The organism is Mesobacillus sp., from assembly GCF_049588175.1.
Classification (GTDB): Bacteria; Bacillota; Bacilli; order Bacillales; family Cytobacillaceae; genus Mesobacillus.
This window is the reverse complement of the sequence record NZ_JBAVFI010000136.1, coordinates 1-2,491: the sequence shown is the minus strand read 5'-3', so window position 1 is coordinate 2,491 and position 2,491 is coordinate 1. Positions and strand designations below refer to the sequence as shown.

Annotated in this window: 2 protein-coding genes; both read left to right on the top strand. The window is 42.2% G+C overall.

What is annotated here, in order from left to right; genetic code table 11:
- Positions 1 to 240: 240 nt before the first annotated feature.
- The gene (gene sucC, locus WB217_RS03370) at positions 241 to 1,401 is read left to right on the top strand and encodes an ADP-forming succinate--CoA ligase subunit beta (protein ID WP_423990634.1); all 1,161 of its coding nucleotides are present in this window, start codon (positions 241 to 243) and stop codon (positions 1,399 to 1,401) included.
- A gap of 22 nt (positions 1,402 to 1,423) precedes the next feature.
- Positions 1,424 to 2,326 (top strand): succinate--CoA ligase subunit alpha, encoded by a 903-nt coding sequence (sucD, locus tag WB217_RS03365; RefSeq protein ID WP_423990632.1) that lies wholly within the window; start codon positions 1,424 to 1,426, stop codon positions 2,324 to 2,326.
- Positions 2,327 to 2,491: the final 165 nt, after the last annotated feature.

Below are 2,491 nucleotides of genomic sequence, written 5' to 3'. Positions count from 1 at the left end.
CTCGGCTTTTTATGTTGTATTTTTATTAGAATGATACTTTTTTGCAATATTGAAAATGGCAAAATATTTAAATCATAAAGGTAGACAATCAATATTTCATTATATAAAATGAAAGCGCAGTCTATTTTTTAAAAATTTAAATGAATTATATTTTCTACTTAGAAAAGTTAAATGCGGGTGAGGATGGCTTGTAGATCCTCTTAGACGTGAACTCTTTTCTAATAGATAGGAGGATGGGAAATGAATGTCCATGAGTATCAAGGAAAAGAAATCCTCAAAAAATATGGAGTAAAAGTACCGAATGGTAAGGTTGCTTTTACTGTTGAGGAAGCTGTTGAAGCAGCGCAGGAACTTGGTTCATCGGTAGTTGTCGTGAAAGCTCAAATCCATGCTGGCGGAAGGGGTAAAGCTGGCGGGGTCAAGGTAGCAAAGAACCTTGATGAAGTGCGTACATATGCAACTGAAATCTTAGGAAAAACATTGGTTACTCACCAGACTGGGCCAGAAGGCAAAGAAGTAAAACGCCTGCTGATTGAAGAAGGTTGTGATATCAAGAAGGAGTACTACGTAGGACTTGTTCTTGACCGTGCTACTTCCCGTGTTGTTCTAATGGCTTCAGAAGAAGGCGGAACGGAAATCGAAGAGGTTGCAGAAGCAACTCCTGAGAAGATCTTCAAAGAAGAAATCGATCCAGTAGTAGGCTTAATGCCTTACCAAGCTCGCCGTATAGCATTCAATATCAATATCCCGAGAGAGCTTGTAAACCAGGCTGTTAAGTTCATGATGGGTCTTTACAATGCTTATATTGAAAAAGATTGCTCAATCGCAGAAATCAACCCGCTTGTGGTTACAGGCGATGGACAGGTTATGGCGCTTGATGCCAAATTGAATTTTGATGCGAATGCTCTATACCGTCAAAAGGATATTCTTGAATACCGTGACCTTGAGGAAGAAGATGCAAAGGAAATCGAGGCTTCAAAGTATGACCTAAGCTATATTTCCCTTGATGGAAACATCGGCTGCATGGTTAACGGTGCAGGTCTTGCGATGGCAACGATGGATATCGTCAAGCATTACGGCGGAGACCCGGCCAACTTCCTTGATGTTGGGGGCGGTGCAACTGCTGAGAAAGTAACAGAAGCATTTAAAATTATCCTTTCAGATCCGAATGTTAAGGGTATCTTTGTTAATATCTTCGGCGGCATCATGAAGTGCGACGTTATCGCTACTGGTGTAGTTGAAGCAGCTAAGCAAGTTGGACTGGAAGTTCCGCTTGTAGTTCGCCTTGAAGGTACTAATGTAGATCTTGGAAAACAGATTTTGAATGAATCTGGATTAAATATCATTGCTGCTGAATCAATGGCAGACGGCGCTGAAAAAATCGTTTCATTAGTTAAGTAGGATCGAAAGGAGAGAATTTGACGTGAGCGTATTCATTAATAAAGATACAAAGGTCATTGTTCAAGGTATTACGGGTTCTACAGCCCTTTTCCATACAAAACAAATGCTTGAATATGGTACAAAAATTGTTGGAGGAACATCTCCAGGCAAAGGCGGTACTGAAGTAGAAGGCGTTCCTGTATTCAACACAGTAAAAGAAGCTGTTGATGCTACAGGCGCTAACGCTTCTGTAATCTATGTTCCTGCTGCATTCGCTGCAGATGCAATCATCGAAGCAGTTGATGCGGACTTAGATTTAGCAATCTGTATCACTGAACATATTCCTGTTCTGGATATGGTAAAAGTGAAGCGCTACATGGAAGGCAAGAAAACTCGCCTTGTAGGCCCTAACTGCCCAGGGGTTATCACTCCTGAAGAGTGCAAAATCGGCATCATGCCAGGATATATCCACACCAAAGGCCATGTAGGCGTTGTTTCCCGTTCTGGAACATTGACTTACGAAGCAGTACATCAGTTGACACAAGCTGGAATCGGCCAGTCTACTGCAGTAGGTATCGGTGGAGACCCTGTTAATGGAACAAACTTCATCGATGTCCTGAAGGCATTCAATGAAGATCCAGAAACATATGCTGTCATCATGATCGGTGAAATCGGCGGTACTGCAGAGGAAGAAGCAGCTGAGTGGGTCAAAGCTAACATGACTAAGCCAGTAGTCGGCTTCATCGGCGGAAGAACTGCACCTCCTGGAAAGCGCATGGGCCATGCTGGTGCGATCATTTCCGGCGGAAAAGGTACAGCTGATGAAAAAATCCGTGTAATGAACGAGTGCGGCATCAAAGTTGCTGATACTCCTTCTGTAATGGGTGAGACACTGATTGGCGTATTAAAGGAACAAGGCTTATACGATAAGTGTAAAACACACTAAGTATATCTGATGAACAGTCCCTCTGAGTAGAGGGGCTGTTTATTAATCTAAAAAACAATTCTGGGGGATAAATATGGATCATCTTAAAAACAAATTGATCCGACTCATCCATGGCAAACAGTCGAGCTGGAAAGCTATATACGCCATTCTTAAATCGGATTCATT

Bases quoted from the DNA above. Each gene is read 5' to 3' on its own strand.
- sucC (WP_423990634.1), top strand. From the start codon at position 241: ATGAATGTCCATGAGTATCAAGGAAAAGAAATCCTCAAAAAATATGGA.